Source organism: Streptomyces sp. NPDC055189 (assembly GCF_053606765.1).
Genome location: NZ_JBSGSG010000008.1, coordinates 102515 through 117733, shown reverse-complemented (window position 1 = coordinate 117733; position 15219 = coordinate 102515). Strand labels below are relative to the sequence as shown.

10 protein-coding genes are annotated in these 15219 nt (G+C 71.0%); 8 read left to right on the top strand and 2 right to left on the bottom strand.

The genetic code is table 11. The features are described 5' to 3' along the window. Positions 1-84 precede the first annotated feature (84 nt). From ACWFR3_RS08615 to ACWFR3_RS08605, 3 genes are all read left to right on the top strand, one after another. Positions 85-1242 carry an acyl-CoA dehydrogenase family protein gene (locus tag ACWFR3_RS08615; protein ID WP_453733823.1) on the top strand — a complete coding sequence of 386 codons (1158 nt, stop codon included), beginning with the start codon at positions 85-87 and terminating at the stop codon, positions 1240-1242. 72 nt (positions 1243-1314) lie between these two features. Then, a complete protein-coding gene (locus tag ACWFR3_RS08610; protein ID WP_453733822.1) occupies positions 1315-2193 on the top strand; it encodes an acyl-CoA thioesterase in 879 nt (292 codons plus the stop codon). A 20-nt stretch (positions 2194-2213) separates the two neighbouring features. After that, a complete protein-coding gene (locus ACWFR3_RS08605; protein WP_453733821.1) occupies positions 2214-3212 on the top strand; it encodes a cation diffusion facilitator family transporter in 999 nt (332 codons plus the stop codon). Here the strand turns inward: ACWFR3_RS08605 and ACWFR3_RS08600 are convergent. Together ACWFR3_RS08600 and ACWFR3_RS08595 are read right to left on the bottom strand one after the other, a co-directional pair. Continuing rightward, a complete protein-coding gene (locus ACWFR3_RS08600; RefSeq protein ID WP_453733820.1) occupies positions 3196-3993 on the bottom strand; it encodes a phosphatase in 798 nt (265 codons plus the stop codon). The two genes, ACWFR3_RS08605 and ACWFR3_RS08600, sit on opposite strands and share 17 nt — an antisense overlap. 140 nt (positions 3994-4133) lie before the next feature. Next, entirely contained in the window at positions 4134-5663 is a 1530-nt protein-coding gene (locus tag ACWFR3_RS08595) for a PucR family transcriptional regulator (protein WP_453733819.1), read from the bottom strand. Between the two features lie 169 nt (positions 5664-5832). Between ACWFR3_RS08595 and ACWFR3_RS08590 the strand changes: the two genes are divergently transcribed. The 5 genes from ACWFR3_RS08590 to ACWFR3_RS08570 all read left to right on the top strand — a co-directional run bounded on the left by ACWFR3_RS08590 (position 5833) and on the right by ACWFR3_RS08570 (position 15106). Next, positions 5833-7299, top strand: a complete 1467-nt coding sequence (locus tag ACWFR3_RS08590) for a sodium:solute symporter (protein ID WP_453733818.1) — start codon at positions 5833-5835, stop codon at positions 7297-7299. Between the two features lie 98 nt (positions 7300-7397). Next, positions 7398-8396 carry an agmatinase gene (gene speB / locus ACWFR3_RS08585; RefSeq protein WP_453733817.1) on the top strand — a complete coding sequence of 333 codons (999 nt, stop codon included), beginning with the start codon at positions 7398-7400 and terminating at the stop codon, positions 8394-8396. Next, positions 8393-10078 carry a thiamine pyrophosphate-binding protein gene (locus tag ACWFR3_RS08580; RefSeq protein ID WP_453733816.1) on the top strand — a complete coding sequence of 562 codons (1686 nt, stop codon included), beginning with the start codon at positions 8393-8395 and terminating at the stop codon, positions 10076-10078. Before speB ends, ACWFR3_RS08580 begins: the two co-directional genes overlap by 4 nt. A gap of 218 nt (positions 10079-10296) precedes the next feature. Then, positions 10297-11235, top strand: coding sequence for a serine hydrolase (locus ACWFR3_RS08575; RefSeq protein WP_453733815.1), 939 nt, complete (start codon positions 10297-10299; stop codon positions 11233-11235). Positions 11236-11368: 133 nt separating this feature from the next. Further along, positions 11369-15106: an ABC transporter ATP-binding protein gene (locus tag ACWFR3_RS08570; protein WP_453733814.1), complete on the top strand. Its 3738-nt coding sequence runs from the start codon at positions 11369-11371 to the stop codon at positions 15104-15106. Positions 15107-15219 lie beyond the last annotated feature (113 nt).

The window sequence follows — 15219 nt, the reverse complement described above, 5'->3', positions numbered from 1 at the left end:
GACCGACGGGTAACGTTTATATGAGCAAGCGCTTAGTCGTGTTGCGTCTGGTCGAGCCTGGTGTCGTATCGAAGGAGTTCCCCCGTGCGCCGTACCGTTTTCAATGAGGACCACGAGGCGTTCCGGGAGACCCTGCGCGCCTTCATCGAGGCCGAGGTCGTTCCGGTCCACGAGGAGTGGTTCGCCGCGGGTCAGGTGCCGCGCGAGTTCTACTACAAGCTCGCCGAGCTCGGTCTCTTCGGCATCAGCGTCCCCGAGGAGTTCGGCGGCGCGGGCATGGACTCGCACAAGTTCGAGGCCATCCAGTACGAGGAGACGGCCCGCGCGGGCGTCAGCTTCGGCGGCTCCGGCGTGCACGTACTGCTCGCCCTGCCCTACATCAAGGCGCTCGGCACCGACGAGCAGAAGAAGCGCTACCTCGAGAAGTTCGTCTCCGCCGAGGAGATGTGGGCCCTGGCGATGACCGAGCCGGGCACCGGCTCCGACCTCGCGGGCATGAAGACCACGGCCAAGCTCTCCGAGGACGGCACGCACTACGTCCTCAACGGCTCCAAGACCTTCATCACCGGCGGCGTGCACGCCGACCGCGTGATCGTGTGCGCCCGCACCTCCGCGCCCACCGCCGAGGACCGCCGCTACGGCATCTCGCTCTTCGCCGTCGACACCAAGTCCGATGGCTACTCCATCGGCCGCAAGCTCGACAAGCTGGGCCTGAAGACCTCCGACACCGCCGAGCTCGCGTTCGTCGACGTCAAGGTCCCCGTCGAGGACCTCCTCGGCGAGGAGAACAAGGGCTTCTACTACCTCGGCAGCAACCTCCCCTCCGAGCGCTGGGGCATCGCCTACGGCGCGTACGCGCAGGCCAAGGCCGCCGTCCGGTTCGCCAAGGAGTACGTCCAGGACCGCACGGTCTTCGGCAAGACGGTCGCCTCCTTCCAGAACACCAAGTTCGAGCTCGCCGCCTGCCAGGCCGAGGTGGACGCCGCCGAGGCCGTCGCCGACCGTGCCCTTGAGGCCCTGGACGCGGGCGAGCTGACCGCCGCCGAGGCCGCCTCCGCGAAGCTCTTCAACACGGAGGTCGCGCACCGCGTCATCGACAAGTGCCTCCAGCTGCACGGCGGCTACGGCTTCATGAACGAGTACCCCATCGCCCGCCTGTACGCGGACAACCGCGTCAACCGCATCTACGGCGGCACCAGCGAGGTCATGAAGATGATCATCGCCAAGAACATGGGCCTGTAAGGACATGAGCCTGTAAGGACATGGGCTTTCAAGGACATGGTCCCGTAAAGACCGCCCTGTAGAACTGGATTCATGAACAAGGCACTTGAGTCACTCCTCGATCTGCTCGACCTCGAGCAGATCGAGGAGGACATATTCCGGGGCGAGAGCCGTTCGGCGCTCGTCCCGCGCGTCTTCGGCGGCCAGGTGGCCGCCCAGGCGCTGGTGGCGGCCGGTCGCACGGTCCCCGCCGACAGGCCCGCCCACTCCCTGCACGCGTACTTCCTGCGTGCCGGGGACCCGGGCGCGCCGATCGTCTACACCGTCGACCGGATCCGCGACGGCCGATCCTTCACCACGCGCCGGGTCGTCGCCGTCCAGCACGGGCAGCCGATATTCCACCTCTCCGCGTCCTTCCAGACGTACGAGGAGGGCCTGGAGCACCAGACGGGGATGCCGTCGGCGCCGGACCCCGAGACGCTCCCGACCGCCGCCGAGATGCTGCCGCGCCATCTGCCGCAGCACGTGGCCGACCGCCTGATCGAGGCCCGCGCGGCCGTCGACCTGCGTTACGTGGACGCGCCGCCCTGGGCCACGGTCGGGCAGCCGCGCGAGCCGCGCTCCCAGGTGTGGTTCCGCACGAACGGCAAACTCGACGAGTACGCGAACCACACCGTCGACTCCTTGCTGCACGTCTGCCTCGCCACGTACGTCTCCGACATGACGCTCCTGGACTCGGTGCTGCTCGCGCACGGCCGAGGCGGCTGGGCGGTCGGTGACGTCGTCGGCGCCTCGCTCGACCACGCGATGTGGTTCCACCGCCCCTTCAAGGCCGACGAATGGCTCCTGTACGACCAGGAGTCGCCGTCGGCGTCCGGCGGGCGTGGCCTCGGCCAGGCGCGGATCTGGACGCAGGACGGACAGCTCGCTGTGACGGTGATCCAGGAAGGTGTCGTTCGCGTTCCCCGGTGATCGGACATACCGTCCGATACATGAGTGAGCAGGTCGACAGCAGCAGGACCGGGCCGCCCGAACCGCCCGGAGGCGGCGGCGAGAGCACCTTCACCGTCATCGTCGCCGCCGTCGCCAACCTCGGGATCGCCGTCGCCAAGGCCGTCGCCGGTGTCATCAGCGGCTCCAGCGCGATGCTCTCCGAAGCGGCGCACTCCCTGGCCGACACCGTCACCGAACTGCTGCTCCTCACCGCCCTGAAACGCAGCGAGAAGCCCGCCGACGAGGAGCATCCGCTCGGCTACGGTCCCGAGCGCTACATCTGGGCGATGCTCGCGGCCGTCGCCACCTTCGTCGGCGGCGCCGTCTTCTCGATCTACGACGGCATCCACACGCTGGTGGCCGGCGAGGAGCTCGGCGACCCGCTCATCTCGTACATCGTGCTCGCCATCGCCTTCCTCCTGGAGGGCTATTCGCTGCGCACCGGCGTCAAACAGGCCCGTGGCGAGGCGGAGCGCTTCGGGGCGTCCTTCGGACGCTACCTGCGCTACACGCCCGACACCGCCGTGAAGGCCGTCGTCCTGGAGGATTCCGCCGCCCTGGCCGGACTCGTCCTTGCCGCCCTCGGACTCCTCGGCGGCCAGCTCACAGGCTCCGGCGTGTGGGACGGCGTGGCCTCGCTCTGCATCGGCGCGCTGCTCCTGTACGTCGCCTGGGTGCTCGGGCGCAGCAACGCACAGCTCCTCATCGGGCGCCCGCTGCCGAAACCGATGCGCAAGGAGATCCGCGACGAACTCCTCGCCTCCGAGCACGTCGAGGCCGTGCTCGAACTGACGACGCTGCTCCAGGGGCCGCGCGAGGCGCTCGTCGCCGCCAAGGTCGACTTCAGGGACGCCTCGACGGCGGCGCAGATCGAGTGGGCCTGCGAACAGGCCGAGCGGCGGGTGCGGGAGCGGTTTCCCGGCGTACGACGGGTCTATCTGGACCCGACGCCGGGGTACGCCCAGCGCCGCGAGGAAGGGCTCAACCCGTGGCCGTGAGGCCCGCGGCGTCCAGGAGGTAGGCCGTCATCGGGTCGTAGAAGCGCGGGCTCGTGACGTGGTCGTCCAGCGGGACCGTCACCTGGAGGGTGCCCTCGGCCTCGCCGATGAACAGCGCCGGGTCGTTGCAGTCCGCGTACCCCATGGAGTCGAGGCCGCGCTGGCCCGCCCGACCGGCCCACCCGTGGTCGGCGACGACCAGGTCAGGCAGCGGGCGCCCCTCGCGCTCCAGGCCGTCCAGGATCGCGTTCATCGGCTCGGGGGAGTGCGTGTGCCACAGGGTCGCGCCGCGCTCCAGCATCGCCACGTCCGCGAACTGGAAGACCATGCCCTCGTCGGCGGTGAGGCCCTCCGGGATGACGACGATCTCGCAGCCCGCCGCGCGCAGGGCGGCGGCCGTCGCGCGGTGCACGTCGAGCAGGCCTCCGGGGTGGCCGGTGGCGAAAAGGACCCTCTCCTTGCCGGCCGCCGCCTTGCGCAGGCGGCCCGCCATCCGCTCCAGGGCGTCGACCGTCAGCTCCGGGTCGATGGTGTCCTGCCCGTACCGGAATTCCGCGTCGTCGATCACGCCGCACCGCTCGGCCATCACCGCGAGGACGTCCTGCTCGTCGGTCCAGCGGTCACCGAGCTCCAGGCCCAGCCAGTAGTGGCGGTCGCCGTTCGCGAGCTTCCTGTAGTGGCTGAGGTTGTTCTCGCGGGGCGTGGCGACGTCGCCGGCGATGCGGGAGCGGACTAGGTGGTCGACGAGGGCAGCACGGCTGGGTATGGGCATGGGTCCCATTCTGCCGCCGGTAACCGGCTGGTGGCGGGCAGTCCCGAACCCTGGACTCTGTGAGGTGTACTGCGTTTGGCTTGAGCGGTTCCGGTTTGTTTCCTTGCCTGCGGGCCGCCTGTGGCTTGTCGCGCAGTTCCCCGCGCCCCTTACGGGGCCCTGGTGAGCGCGAACCAAAGCTCCATCCGTACGTCCGGGTCGTCCAAGTCCGCCCCCAGCAGCGACCCGCACCGCGTGATCCGCTGTCTGACCGTGTTGCGGTGGACGCCCAGGGCTGTTGCCGTGCGGTCCCAGTTGCCGTGCAGGGAGAGCCAGGTGCGCAGGGTTTCGGTGAGTGCCGTGCCGGTGCCGAGCGGGGCGAGCAGCACGCGCGCGTGGGCGGCGGCCTCGGCGGGTGCGACCAGGGCGGCGATGCCCGCCTCGCGGTGCCGGACGAGCGGTGCGCGGGTGGCCTCGGCGCGGCGCAGGGCGCGGTCCGCCCGGGCGTCGGCGGCGGGCAGGTCGCCGGGGGACGCGGGGGCGGAGGCGCCGAGGGTCCAGCCGGGCTGTCCGGTGAGCTCGCGGTCGGCGGGGAGCAGGAGCCGTACGAGGTCCTGGTCCGGGTCCGTGTCGACCAGGCCGCTGCCAAGCGCGGCGGCGAGCGCGGAGGCCGCCACGGAGTGCGCCACCGGGTCGTTGCCGGCATCCCCGCGCGCGTGCACGACGGTCCACTCGTCGGCCCCCAGGAGAGGCGCGACATCGCCCGCAGCCGAGCCGAGCAGGAGCCGTACGAGAGCCGCCGACCGTACGGAGTCGGCGGCACCCTGGTGCTTGCCGGTCAGGAGGGAGAGCAGCACGACGGCCACCCCGGTGATCGTGTGGTCCCCCGGCTCGCGCTGCTCGGCGGCGACCCCGAGCGCGAACCCCTGCCCGCCGCCGAGCGCGTAGGCGGTGAGCCGGGTGCCGCCCAGGGAGTCGGTCGCCGACGCCGGTACGGGGCCGGGCCGCCCCGCGGGACGCACGACTTCGGAGAGGTCGTGCACGGCCTGCCGCACCCCCGCGCCCGGAGCCGTACCCGCCGTGTGGAGCACCGCGCCGTCCGGTGCGTAGAGCACCGCCCAGCCGCTCAGGCGCGCCGCGAACTGACGCAGCACCGCCGGTACGGGATCGGGGCGCGCGGCGGCCGTGGCGAGGCCCTGCTGGGCCTCCGTGACCCGGCGCAGCTCCGCGTGCCTGGCCTCCGCCACCAGCTGCCACACCGCGCGGGCGACCCCGCTGAACGTCGTGCGCGGCGGCACTTCGAGCAGCGGCAGGCCGTGGCGGTCGCAGGCCGTCACCAGGGCGCGCGGCACCGTGTCGTGCACGGGCGCGACACCGAAGCCGAGGGCCGATCCGCCCGCCTCGACGATCCGCGCCACGTAATCGTCGAGGTAGACGCCCGCGCCCGCCGGGTCCGTGATGTGCACGCCCGCCGTCAGGAGCAGCTCGCCGCCCAGGAGGTACGGGTAGGGGTCCGCCATCTCCGAGGTGTGCACCCACTGGACGGCCGCCCCGCTCTCCCCGGCGTCGGGCCCCGCGATCTGCCGCAGGCCGAGATCCTCCCGGGCGAGCAGCGCGGTGAGCGCGACCGGCGGCGTCGGGGGCGGCGCGGAGGGGGCTGACGGGGTGAAGGGGTCCGGCACGGTGGATGTTCCATCCATATCGATCACGGGAAGTGGATGAAACGTACACTTCAGCGTTGCTTTCCGGCCACCTAAGGTCGTGCCGACCCCAGGCCGCGGGTACGGGCGGATGTCCCCACGGCCGGTTGCCACCCCCCCTCACCCCCATCTGCACGACACGCCACCGAGGTGCGCGAAGGAGGGCCCTATGGCCGTCGACTACACAGTGATCGTCGTCTATCTCGCCGGCATGCTCGCGATGGGCTGGTGGGGCATGCGCCGCGCCAAGTCCAAGAGCGAGTTCCTGGTCGCCGGACGCCGCCTCGGACCGTGGATGTACTCCGGGACCATGGCCGCCATCGTCCTGGGCGGCGCGTCCACCATCGGCGGCGTCGGCCTCGGCTACCAGTACGGGCTCTCCGGCGCCTGGATGGTCTTCACGATCGGCCTCGGCCTGCTCGCGCTGAGCGTCTTCTTCTCGGCGCGCATCGCACGCCTGAAGGTCTACACCGTCTCCGAGATGCTCGACCTCCGCTACGGCGGACGCGCGGGCGTCATCTCCGGAGTCGTCATGTGGTCCTACACCCTGATGCTCGCGGTCACCTCGACCATCGCGTACGCCACGATCTTCGACGTCATCTTCGACATGAACCGCACGATCGCGATCATCCTCGGCGGCTCGATCGTCGTCGCCTACTCGACGCTCGGCGGCATGTGGTCCATCACGCTCACCGACATGGTGCAGTTCGTGGTGAAGACCATCGGCGTGCTGCTCCTGCTGCTGCCCATCGCGGTCGTCAAGGCCGGTGGCTTCAGCGAGATGAAGGCCAAGCTGCCCACGGAGTACTTCGACCCGCTGGGCATCGGCGGCGAGACGATCTTCACGTACGTCCTGATCTATACGTTCGGCATGCTCATCGGGCAGGACATCTGGCAGCGCGTCTTCACCGCGCGCAGCGACAAGGTCGCCCGCTACGGCGGAACCGTCGCCGGTACTTACTGTCTCGTCTACGCGATCGCCGGTGCCGTCATCGGCACGGCCGCCAAGGTCATGTACCCGAAGCTGCCGAGCGCCGACGCGGCCTTCGCGACCATGGTCAAGGACGAACTACCCATGGGCGTACGGGGTCTGGTCCTCGCCGCGGCGCTCGCCGCCGTGATGTCCACGTCCTCCGGAGCACTCATCGCCTGCGCCACCGTCGCCAACAACGACATCTGGTCGCGCCTTCGCGGGGCCGTCGCCCCCAAGGCCGAGGGCGAGGCGCACGACGAGGTGAAGGGCAACCGCCTCTTCATCCTGATCATGGGCATCGCCGTCGTCTGTATCGCCATCGCCCTCAACGACGTGGTCCAGGCGCTCACCGTCGCCTACAACCTGCTCGTCGCCGGTCTCCTCGTGCCGATCCTCGGCGGACTGCTGTGGAAGCGCGGCACCGCGGAGGGCGCGCTCGCGGCCATCGTCGCCGGTGGTCTCTCCGTCGTCGGGCTCATGTGGGGGTACGGAATCCTCGCCAACGAGCCCATCTACTACGGCCTGTTGATCTCCCTCGGCGTGTACGTCGTCGTCTCCCTCGCCACGAAGCCGACCGACGCCCATGTCCTGGCGGCCTGGCGCGAGCGGCTCGCGGGCCGGGGGTCCGAAGAAGCGGAACCGGAATCGCCGGTGGCCGTCTAGCCATGCGCGCGGCCCGCTGACGGCGTCACTGTCAGCGGGCCGCGCGACACTTGTCCCAGCAGCACAGCAACACTCGTCACAGCAGGAGGAAACCGACCATGAGCACCGCCGAGACCCCGACCCCCCGCGGCCCGGTCGACTCCTCCCGCATCCCGCGGTACGCGGGCCCGGCGACCTACGCCCGGCTGCCCCGCCTCGACGAGGTCGGCGGCAAGACGGACATCGCCGTGGTCGGCGTGCCCTTCGACACCGGTGTCTCGTACCGCCCCGGCGCCCGCTTCGGCGGCAACGCGATCCGCGAGGCCTCGCGCCTCCTGCGGCCGTACAACCCCGCACAGGACGCATCGCCCTTCGCGCTCGCGCAGGTCGCGGACGCGGGCGACATAGCCGCGAACCCGTTCAACATCAACGAAGCCGTGGAGACGATCGAGGCCGCCGCGGACGACCTCCTCGGCTCGGGCGCCCGCATGATGACGCTCGGCGGCGACCACACCATCGCCCTGCCGCTGCTCCGCTCGGTCGCCAAGAAGCACGGCCCGGTCGCCCTGCTGCACTTCGACGCGCACCTGGACACCTGGGACACGTACTTCGGCGCCGAGTACACCCACGGCACGCCGTTCCGCCGGGCCGTCGAGGAGGGCATCCTCGACACCGAGGCGCTCTCCCACGTCGGCACGCGCGGCCCGCTCTACGGCAAGCAGGACCTCACCGACGACGAGAAGATGGGCTTCGGCATCGTCACCTCGGCGGACATCTACCGCCGCGGCGCCGACGAGGTGGCCGACCAGCTGCGCCAGCGCATCGGCGACCGCCCGCTGTACATATCCATCGACATCGACTGCCTGGACCCGGCCCACGCGCCGGGCACGGGCACCCCGGAGGCGGGTGGCATGACGTCGCGCGAGCTCCTGGAGATCCTGCGGGGCCTCTCCTCCTGCAACCTCGTCTCGGCGGATGTCGTCGAGGTCGCCCCCGCCTACGACCACGCGGAGATCACGGCCGTCGCCGCCTCGCACACCGCGTACGAGCTGACGACGATCATGTCCCGCCAGATCGCGGAGGCCCGCCGGACCACCGAGGGGAGCGCGGCCAAGTGACGCACGACCACGACGTAGTACTGCGGCCCACCGACGCGCAGCGGGAGGCGGCCCTGAACGCCCCCGAGGGGCGCAACGGTGGCGATCTCGTCGTGGAGACCCTCCAGGGCCTCGGCGCGACGACGGTCTTCGGTCTCCCCGGCCAGCACGCGCTCGGCATGTTCGACGCCCTGCGGCGCTCGTCCCTGTCGTACGTGGGGCTGCGCGTCGAGAACAACACGGGCTTCGCGGCGGACGCGTACGGCCGGATCACCGGCGAGGTGGCCCCGCTGCTGCTCTCCACCGGGCCCGGCGCGCTGACCTCGCTCGCCGCGCTCCAGGAGGCGGCGGCCGGATCGTCGCCCGTGCTCGCGATCGGCAGCCAGATCCCGGTGGCGGGGCTCGGCGGCGGCCGGCACGGCTACCTCCACGAGCTGCGCGACCAGCAGGCCTCCTTCCGCGACATCGTGAAGTCCGTCCACACCGTGCGTACGGCCTCGCAGATCCCCTCCGCCATCGCGGCGGCCTGGGAGTCGGCGCTCACCGCCCCGCACGGCCCCGTGTGGGTGGAGATCCCGCAGGACGTCCTGCTCGCGGAGACGACCCTGCCCGTCGTCACCGCCATGGACGCGACCCCGGACGAGGTCGTCCCGCGCCCCGAGCTGACCGCCGTGGCGGCCGACCTGCTGTCCCGCGCCGAGCGCCCGGCGATCATCGCGGGCGGCGGAGTCGTGCGCTCGGACGCGAGCGGCAAGCTGCTCGCGCTCGCCGAGCTGGTGAACGCCCCCGTCGTCACGACCTTCGGCGGCAAGGGCGCCTTCCCCTGGGAGCACCCGCTGTCGCTCCAGTCGTGGCTGGAGGACCGGTACACCACGGACTTCCTGGAGGACGCGGACGTCCTCCTGGTGGTCGGCTCCGGGCTCGGTGAGCTCTCCTCGAACTACCACACGTTCAAGCCGCGCGGCCGGGTCATCCAGATCGAGGCGGACGCCGGAAAGCTGGAGTCCAACCACCCGGCGCTCGGCATCCACGCGGACGCGCGCCTCGCGCTCTCCGCGCTCCTGGAGACGATCGACGCGCCCCGCGAGGACGCCACGGCCCCCGAGCGGGTGCGGACGGTCCTCACCAAGGTCAAGGACCGCATCGCCGCCCAGGAGCTCACGCTGGAGCAGCAGGTCCTTGCGTCGGTGCGCGAGGCCCTTCCCGACGCGGCGCCGTCCTTCTGGGACATGACGATCCTGGCGTACTGGGCGTGGTCCGCCTTCGACGCGCGGCGGCCCAACACGATGCACTCGGCGCAGGGCGCGGGCGGCCTCGGGTACGGCTTCCCGGCCGCCATCGGGGCGGCCGCGGCCGACCCGACGAAGCCGGTGCTCGCCGTCTCGGGCGACGGCGGCGCGATGTACTCCATCGCGGAACTGGCCTCCGCCAAGCAGCACGACCTGCCGGTCACCTGGCTGATCGTGGACGACGGCGGCTACGGAATCCTCCGGGAGTACATGTCCGACGCGTTCGGCGAGCCCACGGCCACGGAGCTCTCCCGGCCCGACTTCGTCGCGCTCGCGGAGTCCTTCGGGGTGCCGGCGGTCCGTACGACCCCTCAGGCACTCCGCGACGACCTCGCGAAGGCGCTCGCGGCCCCCGGTCCTTCGGTCGTCGTGCTCCCGGCGGTCCTGCGCATGTTCGAGCCGACGCACCTCTGAGCCGCTGTCGGTCGTAGATCACTCCCGGCGTCACACGCCTCACGCGTTGTGACGCCGGGGCTCTTTGTGCAACCGGCGCATTACAGATCGGTCATCTGTTCCCAAATTTGTGCAACCTCCTACTGGTGCCCGTGAGTCAAGACGGGTGAGTGTGCCGGGGGGCGCGCTTGTACGGGCCCGGGGGGCCTCGTACGAACCCAAGGGGATGGGAAGACTCCATGAATCACCCGGTATCCGGGATATCCAGGCGTGCCCGCGTGCTCTCGGCGGGACTCGCCGCCGGGGTGCTCGTGCCGCTCGGCGCGGTCGCGACCGCCACGCCCGCTGTCGCCGCGACCACACCGCAGGTCACCTGCACATCGGCACAGGCAGGCCTGGCCGCCAAGCTCAAGAAGGACATCACGACGGCGCTCAAGAACCGCAAGGGCACCGTCGCCGTCGGTCTCCACGACCGCACCACGGGCACCACCTGCACCCTGCGCCCGACCACCTCGTACGACTCGGCCAGCGTCGTCAAGGCGACCGTCCTCGCCACGCTCCTGTGGGACGCCCAGAAGACCGGACGCGCGCTGTCGTCCCGCGAGAAGTCCCTCGCCACCGCCATGATCACCAAGTCCGACAACGCGGCCACCAGCACCCTCTGGCGCCAGCTCGGACTGACCAAGATCAAGGGCTTCCTCGCGGCCGCCAAGATGACGAAGACCGTGCCGGGCTCCGGCGGCTACTGGGGCCTCACCCGGATCAACGTCACCGACGAGCAGAAGCTCCTCGCCCTGTTCACCGGCAAGAACACCGTCCTGACCGACACCTCGCGCGCCTACGTCCTCAAGCTGATGGGCAAGGTCGTCTCCTCGCAGCGCTGGGGCACCCCCGCGGGCGCGCCGTCCGGCGTCGCGATACACGTCAAGAACGGCTGGCTCCAGCGGTCCACCCACGGCTGGCGCGTCCACAGCATCGGCGCGTTCAAGGGCGGCGGCCACGACTACACGATCTCCGTGCTCACCCACGGCAACAGCACCATGAACTACGGCGTCGCCACCATCCAGGGCGTGGCCAAGGCTGTCCACAAGGACCTGGCGCCCAGGGTCTCCGCCGCCGGGCGCTACACCCCGACCGCCGCACCCCGAGAGGCGTTCGTGTCCGTCCCCGGCAGCTGAGGGGAACGGATGTTCTAGTCCACCCACCTCTGAGTGGTCCTAGGACCTCCGACCCGACTTTGTTGCGGTGGGATGAAATCCTCATCCCACCGCGTTGGGCCTCTCGGCAGGTCAGGTCGACGGGAGGCAGCACGTGGTGGAGCAACGGGGTGGCGCGGGGCCGGAGAAATCCGGCTGGGCGAAACGTCTGACGGGGTATGCCTGGCGGCATCCGAAGGACGTCGTGCTCGCGCTCGGCTCCTCGCTCGGCGGCATGGCCGTCATGGCGCTCGTCCCGCTCATCACCAAGGTGATCATCGACGACGTCATCGGCGACAAGACCCGCTCCATGGGGCCCTGGGTCGGCGCCCTCATCGGCGCCGCCGTCCTCGTCTACGTCTTCACGTACATCCGCCGCTACTACGGCGGCCGCCTCGCCCTCGACGTCCAGCACGACCTGCGGACCGAGATGTTCGGGACGATCACCAGGCTCGACGGGCGGCGGCAGGACGAGCTGTCCACCGGACAGGTCGTCGGACGCGCCACCAGCGACCTCCAGCTCATCCAGGGCCTGCTCTTCATGCTGCCGATGACCATCGGCAACATCCTCCTCTTCGTGATGTCCCTCGTGATCATGGCGTGGCTCTCCGTGCCGCTCACGCTCGTCGCGCTCGCCGTCGCCCCCGCCCTCTGGTTCATCGCCAAGCGCAGCCGCAGCCGCCTGCACCCCTCCACCTGGTACGCGCAGGCACAGGCCGCGGCCGTCGCCGGAGTCGTGGACGGCTCCGTCTCCGGCGTACGCGTCGTGAAGGGCTTCGGCCAGGAGGAGCAGGAGACCGGCAAGCTCAGGGAAGTCGGCCGCAAGCTCTTCGCGGGGCGCCTGCGCACCATCCGCCTGAACTCCAAATACACGCCCGCCCTGCAGGCCGTGCCCGCGCTCGGGCAGGTCGCGATGCTCGCGCTCGGCGGCTGGCTCGCGGTACGCGGACAGATCACGCTCGGCACGTTCGTCGCCTTCTCCAGCTACCTCGCCCAGCTCGTCGGCCCCGTACGCATGCTCGCCATGGTGCTCACCGTCGGCCAGCAGGCCCGCGCGGGCGCCGAGCGCGTCCTGGAGCTCATCGACACCGAGCCGACGCTGAAGGACGGCACCAAGGAGCTGCCCGCCGACGCCCCGGCGACGGTCGAGTTCGACGACGTCTCCTTCGCCTACGAGGACAGCCGCCCCGTCCTGGACGGCCTCTCCTTCGAGATCAGGCCCGGCGAGACCCTCGCCGTCGTCGGCACGTCCGGCAGCGGCAAGTCCACCGTCTCGCTGCTGCTCCCCCGCTTCTACGACGTGACGCACGGCGCCGTCCTCGTCGGCGGGCACGACGTGCGCGAGCTGACCGCCGACTCGCTGCGGGCCGCCATAGGGCTCGTCCCCGAGGACTCCTTCCTCTTCTCCGACACCATCCGCGCCAACATCGCGTACGGAAAGCCGGACGCCACCCCGGAGGAGATCGAGACCGCGGCCCGGGCCGCCCAGGCCGACCGCTTCATCTCCGACCTGCCCGACGGGTACGACACCACCGTCGGCGAGCACGGACTCACCCTCTCCGGCGGCCAGCGCCAGCGCGTGGCCCTCGCCCGCGCCATCCTCACCGACCCCCGCCTCCTCGTCCTCGACGACGCCACGTCCGCGGTGGACGCCCGGGTCGAGCACGAGATCCACGAAGCCCTGCGCGGCGTCATGGCGGGCCGCACGACCCTCCTCATCGCCCACCGCCGCTCCACCCTGAACCTCGCCGACCGCATCGCCGTACTCGACGGCGGGAAACTCGCGGCGATCGGCACGCACGAGGAGCTGGCCGAGCAGTCGGCGCTCTACCGCCGCCTGCTGACCGACCCCGAAGAGCTCGGCGGCGTCTCGCCGGGACACACGGTCCCGGTCGAGATCCCCGAGGACACCTCCGTACGCGATGAGCTCGACGCCGAGTTCGACGCCGAGCGCGGCATCACCCCGCAGCTCTGGGTCGGCGACCGCGAGCCCAAGGACACCGCGATGTCCGGGATGCCCGCCACGCCCGAACTCCTCGCGCAGGTCGACGCGTTGCCCCCGGCCACCGACACCCCCGGCATCGACGAGGCGCGCGCGGTCACCCCTGAGGAGTCGTACGGGCTCCGCCGGCTGCTCGCCGGATTCGGCAAACCCCTGCTGCTCGCCCTGCTCCTGGTCGCGATCGACGCGGGCATGGGCCTGCTCCTTCCCGTCCTGATCCGACACGGCATCGACGAGGGCGTCTCGCAGCTCGCGCTCGGCGCCGTGTGGGCGGCGTCCGGGCTCGCACTGCTCGCCGTGCTCGTTCAGTGGACGGCGCAGATCGGCGAGACGCGGATGACGGGCCGGACGGGCGAACGCGTCCTCTACTCCCTCCGCCTCAAGATCTTCGCCCAGCTGCAGCGGCTCGGACTCGACTACTACGAGCGGGAGTTGACCGGGCGCATCATGACCCGGATGACGACGGACGTGGACGCCCTGTCCACCTTCCTGCAGACGGGCCTGGTCACCGCCTTCGTCTCCGTCGTCACCTTCTTCGGCATCATGGTCGCGCTCCTCGTCATCGACGTGGAGCTGGCACTCGTCGTCTTCGCGACGCTGCCGCCGCTGATCATCGGCACGTTCTTCTTCCGCCGCTCCAGCGTCAAGGCGTACGAGCTGGCCCGTGAGCGCGTCTCGGTGGTCAACGCCGACCTCCAGGAGTCCGTCGCCGGGCTCCGCATCGTGCAGGCCTTCCGGCGCGAGCGCTCGGGTCGCGAGAAGTTCGCCAAGGGCAGCGCCGACTACCGCAGCGCGCGCATCCGCGGGCAGTGGCTGATCTCGATCTACTTCCCGTTCGTGCAGCTGCTCTCGGCGGTCGCCGCCGCGGCGGTCCTGATGGTCGGCGCGGGCCGCGTGGAGGCGGGGACGCTGACGACCGGCGCCCTGGTCGCCTACCTCCTCTACATCGACCTGTTCTTCGCGCCCGTCCAGCAGCTCTCCCAGGTCTTCGACGGATACCAGCAAGCCACCGTCTCGCTCGGCCGCATCCAGGAACTCCTGCGGGAACCGACCTCGACCGAGGCCGCGGACGAGCCGCTGGACGTGCTGTCCCTGCGCGGCGAGATCGCCTTCGAGGACGTCGACTTCGCGTACGGGTCCGCCGACGAACCGGAAGAGGCGCTGAGCGACGTGCGCCTGCGCATCCCCGCGGGCCAGACCGTCGCCTTCGTCGGCGAGACAGGGGCGGGCAAGTCGACCCTGGTCAAGCTCGTCGCCCGGTTCTACGACCCGACCGGCGGCCGGGTGACGGTGGACGGCACGGATCTGCGCTCCCTGGACCTCACCGCCTACCGGCACCGCCTCGGTGTCGTACCGCAGGAGGCCTACCTCTTCGCCGGGACGGTGCGCGACGCGATCGCCTACGGCCGGCCCGAGGCCACCGACGCGCAGGTGGAGGCCGCGGCCCGCGCGGTCGGCGCGCACGACATGATCGCCACCCTGGACGGCGGCTACCTCCACGAGGTCTCCGAGCGGGGCCGCAACCTCTCCGCCGGACAGCGCCAGCTGATCGCCCTGGCCCGCGCGGAGCTCGTCGACCCCGACATCCTGCTCCTCGACGAGGCGACCGCGGCGCTCGACCTCGCCACGGAAGCGCAGGTCAACCACGCCACCGACCGCATCGCGGGCAAGCGCACCACGCTGGTCGTCGCCCACCGCCTGACCACGGCGGCCCGCGCGGACCGCGTGATCCTGATGGACCAGGGCCGGGTCGCGGAGGACGGCACGCACGAGGAGCTGCTCGCCCTCGACGGCCGGTACGCGACGCTGTGGCGCACCTTCGTGGGCGAGGCCGAGCCGTCCGCCGCGTAGCCCGCAGGGCACATCTGGTCGACCCGTCGAACAAATCGGGGCCCTCGCGCAACCGGGGGCCCCGCGGTCCGCGTCCGTACATCAGTACGCTGAGGCGGATGTGTCGGGAGGGA

Bases quoted from the DNA above. Each gene is read 5' to 3' on its own strand.
- ACWFR3_RS08575 (WP_453733815.1), top strand. From the start codon at position 10,297: ATGAATCACCCGGTATCCGGGATATCCAGGCGTGCCCGCGTGCTCTCG.
- speB (WP_453733817.1), top strand. From the start codon at position 7,398: ATGAGCACCGCCGAGACCCCGACCCCCCGCGGCCCGGTCGACTCCTCC.
- ACWFR3_RS08595 (WP_453733819.1), bottom strand. From the start codon at position 5,663: ATGGATGGAACATCCACCGTGCCGGACCCCTTCACCCCGTCAGCCCCC.
- ACWFR3_RS08590 (WP_453733818.1), top strand. From the start codon at position 5,833: ATGGCCGTCGACTACACAGTGATCGTCGTCTATCTCGCCGGCATGCTC.
- ACWFR3_RS08600 (WP_453733820.1), bottom strand. From the start codon at position 3,993: ATGGGACCCATGCCCATACCCAGCCGTGCTGCCCTCGTCGACCACCTA.
- ACWFR3_RS08610 (WP_453733822.1), top strand. From the start codon at position 1,315: ATGAACAAGGCACTTGAGTCACTCCTCGATCTGCTCGACCTCGAGCAG.
- ACWFR3_RS08605 (WP_453733821.1), top strand. From the start codon at position 2,214: ATGAGTGAGCAGGTCGACAGCAGCAGGACCGGGCCGCCCGAACCGCCC.